This is a genomic window from Collinsella aerofaciens (assembly GCF_015560135.1).
Classification (GTDB): domain Bacteria; phylum Actinomycetota; class Coriobacteriia; order Coriobacteriales; family Coriobacteriaceae; genus Collinsella; species Collinsella aerofaciens_AN.
In genome coordinates this window covers 1-4,841 of the sequence record NZ_JADMRH010000042.1, presented here as the reverse complement: position 1 = coordinate 4,841, position 4,841 = coordinate 1, and the positions used below count along the sequence as shown (strand labels likewise).

The following is a 4,841-nucleotide window of genomic DNA, read 5'->3' as shown; positions in this document are numbered from 1 at the left end:
GGGGCCTCGGGGGCGTTCGGCTAGCTGCGGGAACGGCCTGTCCGCCTAATGTGTTCGGCTGAGATCGGAAATCAACCTGAGTTCTTCACGGGCGACGACACGCTCCTCTGCGCCCTCGACAGGCTGTTCGACAAGGCGTCGGTGTTCGTGATGCGGGGCCCGAGCTACCGCGGCAGGGGGCTCGACACCTACTCGGTGGAGGCCGTCCCCCAGGCGGAGAAGGTGAGGGGGATCCAGCCCGAGGGGATGTAGGGAAGCGATAGGAAAGTCATAGATGCGGGCGTGTTGGCTAAAATGGGTCGGCCGGGATTGGTCAATCTCGGCCGACTATATTTGGCTAAATTATTCCGACGCTAACAAGGGATTTGCCGTGGGCCCTGTGGTGGGCTCTCCGGCAGCGGGGTTAGCATCGGCGGGAGGCTTGTCCGCGCTATCGCCCGGTACCTCGCCCCTGTCCGTCTCCCCCGCCGGCGGCGTGGTCACATCGGGCTCAACCACCACATGCGGTGCCGCCGAACCGCCGGCATCTACCACGCCGCTAGCACCAAAGACCCCGCCGACAGGCGTCACAAACCGTGCGGACACAAGCGACCCGCCTGTGCACGCAATGCCGCCATCGGCACCGGCCGCGTCAAGCCAAGAGGCGTCGACGGAAAGCCGACAGCCGGCCGCGCCGTCGCCAAGGCCCGCGTCCTGCAGATACACCCCGTAAGCGCGCACGCCCGCCCCGGACCCGGCGCCCGTGGCGACGACGCGCCCGCGGCCGCACACGGCCATGTCGCCGGCGATCACGCCGGCCACGGCCTCGTCCGTGACGTCGGCCCCGTCCGCCCGGGCATCGACGGCGCAGCCGTCCACCACGAGCGTCCGTGAAACGTGGATCCCGCACTGCGAGCCCGTCGCCGTCAGGGTCCCGGTGCCGCGAAGCGTCAGGTTGCCCCACACCTCCATGCCGCACAGCGTGATGTCCGCATCGGGCGCATGCGACTCCGTCACGGAGTTCTGCCCGGCAAGCGTCAGCACCAGGTCGCCCTCGGCGCCGATGGCCTCGCCCGCGTAGCCGTTAAGCTCCAGTTGGTCGGTATCGGTCCAGGCCCAGCCGGGGCCCGACACGCCCGGCTCGCAGTACGTCGCGCCCGCGATGATGAGGCTCTCCGCGCCCGCGGCATAAGAAGGCCCGCCCAGCAAAACGCATAGGCAGGCCATGGCAACAATCGCAATGTAATGACGGCTGGTGTAGGACTTTGCAGCAAACATACCCGCTCCGATCTTCTCAGGAGCCAATAGAATGTGCACCAGAAAATGCCCTGGTAGCAGCAGCTATTAGTTTAGCGAGATCGGGCTGTAAACAAAGGAAATGTCCCTGAACAGTGCCAATAATTAGGTGTAAATCGTTTTGCCAGTCGGTGAAAGGATGGACTCGGGTTGAGCCAGACGTACTATACCAACAAGCTATTGAACGACTTTGCTCAATCACATGTCTGTATCGGAATCTGCCGATATACGTTGAGCCCTTTCGTCCATCTCCTCAATAGCTTCTTTGAAGTCATTGCGAATCCATTCGGTCCTCAATTGTCCCATGCGTGATTTGGATCCGGCTTTGACTAATCTGTCGTCAATGCTTCTTAACCATTCAACAGCTTCGGTTAAGCTCTGTCCATCTGAGTACCTCTTTATGTTTCTATTGAAAAATGAATGTAGAGACATTTGAGAAGCTGCGGTTCCTTCATAGATTGACGCAGCAACATATTCAGCTGGTACATTCAAAATCGTCCTTGAGTACCCGGACTGCATAGCTTCTTTAAATAGGTCGGAGAGCGTATTTCCTGTATCCCCATCAACATCGGACAACTCTAGGCTGATGCGATTTAATGCTCGTTCACTTTCCTCTTTTTCAACGTTTGATATAAGCTCATCCATAATTTGATCAGCGTTCATACCGTAAAAGTCATTGGCCATTGCCCGCTCTTGCCTTAATACGGCCGCATTGCACTTGGGGTCACGACTGGCAGCGAGTCGAAGCGATTCGAGAAGCTTCTCGCGAAATGAATCATTCCAGAATCCAAGATCAATTAGATTAAGTGCGATCCTAATAATCTTATAAAACCAAGTTAGAGAATACTGTCCCTCAGTTAAAATTATTTCAAGTTGGTTCGCTAATAATTTGACCTGATCGTCTTCCAGCCAGGGCAAAGCAAACCATTGGTTTTCTATGTCTTGGGCCTCGAGATCCGCGGAGGATTCTGGGTTTTTGGCTAGAACAAACTCCTTGAAAGAGTTCTCGATAGCACCAGGGCTTACTTTCCCGCCTTCTGTTAAGGGGGCAAGAGCCTTTGATACCAGTAAATAGTTTTCGTATTCAATGACCTTAGAATTATCGATCATGTTCACAGCCTTGTTTGAGGTATCGGGCTTTTTGGGGGTATTTCCTGTCGATGCCAGGACTGCATAACTAATAAAATCCGAGAGTGCTTGGGCTCTCCCGTATGATTTTACGGTCTTATCGACAAGAACTGATGTGCCCAAGACGCAGTTAATGGTTGGAATTGATCTGGATAAAGCCCTTACATTAATGGCGGATCCTTTAATTCCATCAATAATTGCGTCATCAATATCAAAATCAATATGTTCTGGAAATTGCAGTTTGGGTTTTACTAAGCCCTGATAAAGTGTGTGAAGATCAGGCTCAAATAGGATTTGCCTCATGATCGCTTTTTCGACAGAGCTCTCATCCTCAAATGACAATGGCTTATTTCTGACAAGCAGTACATGCCAGCCATGATTTTCGACCATATTGTTTACGAACCCAAGAAATACTCGATCGTCTTGAGCGAAGCGGCTTCGTTCGCAATCATCAAAAATCACGAGAACTTTCTTCATGTCGAGTAGAGGCAGTAACAAATCTGGTTTTAGAGTTAACTGAATTCCAAGGTCTTCGATTTTTTCGCTTAGTATTGAGGAACCAGCTTTAATAGTGTTTTTCACTAAAGCGCTTATCGCGGCACCCGCACCGTGTGCAACCTTATCAGATAAAGGGAGACAGGAAGCGATAACCCGATTGAGAACCTCGTCATAATCGGACACGCCAAATAGCGACACGCGACATGTCTTTACGTCTATTCCTTTTAGAGCAGCTTTAAGATCTTTCTCACAATAATAAGTCTTGCCTGACCCCCATTCGCCATGCAGGACTAACGCTTGAAGACCAATAGCGTCGCATTGCATGTAATTCTTAATTGCCTCGGTGATTTCTTGAGCTTGCATGAGCATCCTCCAATCGACCATTTTCGTTTTCAGTGCTAGACCAAATGTTTGTTGAGTAGTTGTAACTGTCAGTGGATTACTCTTATCCTGTGAACAAAGTCTCGAACCCTTAACTGCGGTAAGTGAAATTGTAATTGGAGAGAATAATATGCTGGGGTATATCGGCGCTAGACGATATACCCCAGACCTCGAAAGAACAATCCTCTTGTTGGCCAAGTATGTCCAGCAAAGGTAGCCCCTTTATACGCTATGGTGGGACATCGGCCCAATCAATCAAAGATCTAATCCCTTTTGGCCTGCTCTTCCGTCCTAATCCCTGCGATAACCTCTGTCGCAACCCTCAGCTTATGTAAGTCGCTCTTTGTGTAGATAGACCCGCAAAACGAGTAGTAGTCCAGCGGAAAATGGCGCTTCTCGGTCTTAAGCCCAAATAACCCCTTCCTCTTATAGCTGAGTGACACCTGAGACACGACCGAATCAAAGTTCTTTATTTCTGGACCTTTGAGAATCACGGTATTGCGACATGCTTCGGAAACAAGCACGGGGATGCCTTTAGCCAGAAAACTACGCTCACAAACGAAATCGCGATACTTATCCTGCACGAGGTCAAAATCGAAAGAGTCGATCTCCACGTCCATGGCTACGCCTTTTCCTATGTTTTTGACTTCAAAAAGGACGCATCCGTTGTCCCTATCATGAGAAAGATAGGCGATGACGTCGGGCCTTTGGGCGGCCCAATATAGATAGAGAGAGATGAATACGGCTGCCAGGGCACTGCTAGCCGCTATCACATTCACCAAACAGTTTACATTCTCGATCATCGGCTACTTTCCTCCGTCCATATTTACTATTTCGTCCCGACATCTCTCAATAAGCTGCGAAAGCACAAGCTCAGACCTTGTCGGATCGAGCTGATAAAGGAAACAGTTTCAAACGTGAACGCTTTCGTCCATCCGCTCTTTGAGCGCTTTGTCGACCTTGCAGGCATCCGTAGCAATACGTGCAAGTTGCAGCTTCTCGTAATTGGCGAGAACTGCAGTGCAATTTTGACCTATTGAATGGCACTCTAACAAGCAGCCACTCAATAGGTCAAAGAGCTTAAGCAACAAGTGCCTAAATTGCATTTGATAGTGACGCTATAATCAAATGGAGATCATGGCTGGTCTTCCATGCTAAGCAGAACTTGTCGTTCTGCTTCGGGAAAAGCATGAGGCTCAATCATTCTTGCCGAGCTAATTCGACCGAGCGTAGATGCTGCTGCCGACGCATCGCCCGCGCAACTTTGCCCCGTTCCCTCAACGATTTTATGCCTTAACTTGTTTGGAATAGTCGAAATCTCGTCCTTGGTAATGGCAACGCCCGTAACAATTTTGACATCGCCAGCACCGCGATAAGCGGTTTTGCTAAGAGAAAGAGAGTGCCCATATCCCTTTACGATTCGGAGGACTTTCTTTTCAAATACTGCCGGATTACTAAATGGCGCTGGTAGCGCGCAGAGATGTGGTGTAAGAGGCGGGGCATGCCCCGCCCCCTCCCTTTCTTGAAAGGGAGGGGACACCGCCTAGAATTCGTCGTTG

At 51.2% G+C, this 4,841-nt stretch carries 4 protein-coding genes; 1 reads left to right on the top strand and 3 read right to left on the bottom strand.

Annotated features, from left to right (window positions below):
• Positions 1-48: 48 nt before the first annotated feature.
• Positions 49-252, top strand: coding sequence for a hypothetical protein (locus tag I2H19_RS09800; RefSeq protein ID WP_229089898.1), 204 nt, complete (start codon positions 49-51; stop codon positions 250-252).
• A 90-nt stretch (positions 253-342) separates the two neighbouring features.
• On the opposite strand, the gene I2H19_RS09795 is transcribed toward I2H19_RS09800, so the two are convergent.
• The 3 genes from I2H19_RS09795 to I2H19_RS09785 form a co-directional block, all read right to left on the bottom strand.
• Positions 343-1,257 carry a hypothetical protein gene (locus I2H19_RS09795; RefSeq protein ID WP_195622541.1) on the bottom strand — a complete coding sequence of 305 codons (915 nt, stop codon included), beginning with the start codon at positions 1,255-1,257 and terminating at the stop codon, positions 343-345.
• Positions 1,258-1,473: 216 nt separating this feature from the next.
• Positions 1,474-3,264 (bottom strand): hypothetical protein, encoded by a 1,791-nt coding sequence (locus I2H19_RS09790; RefSeq protein ID WP_195622540.1) that lies wholly within the window; start codon positions 3,262-3,264, stop codon positions 1,474-1,476.
• 281 nt (positions 3,265-3,545) lie between these two features.
• Positions 3,546-4,085, bottom strand: a complete 540-nt coding sequence (locus I2H19_RS09785) for a hypothetical protein (protein ID WP_195622539.1) — start codon at positions 4,083-4,085, stop codon at positions 3,546-3,548.
• Positions 4,086-4,841 lie beyond the last annotated feature (756 nt).

What these genes read in the sequence shown, in the direction of transcription:
- I2H19_RS09800 (WP_229089898.1), top strand. Translation starts at nt 49, where the DNA reads ATGTGTTCGGCTGAGATCGGAAATCAACCTGAGTTCTTCACGGGCGAC.
- I2H19_RS09785 (WP_195622539.1), bottom strand. Translation starts at nt 4,085, where the DNA reads ATGATCGAGAATGTAAACTGTTTGGTGAATGTGATAGCGGCTAGCAGT.
- I2H19_RS09790 (WP_195622540.1), bottom strand. Translation starts at nt 3,264, where the DNA reads ATGCAAGCTCAAGAAATCACCGAGGCAATTAAGAATTACATGCAATGC.
- I2H19_RS09795 (WP_195622541.1), bottom strand. Translation starts at nt 1,257, where the DNA reads ATGTTTGCTGCAAAGTCCTACACCAGCCGTCATTACATTGCGATTGTT.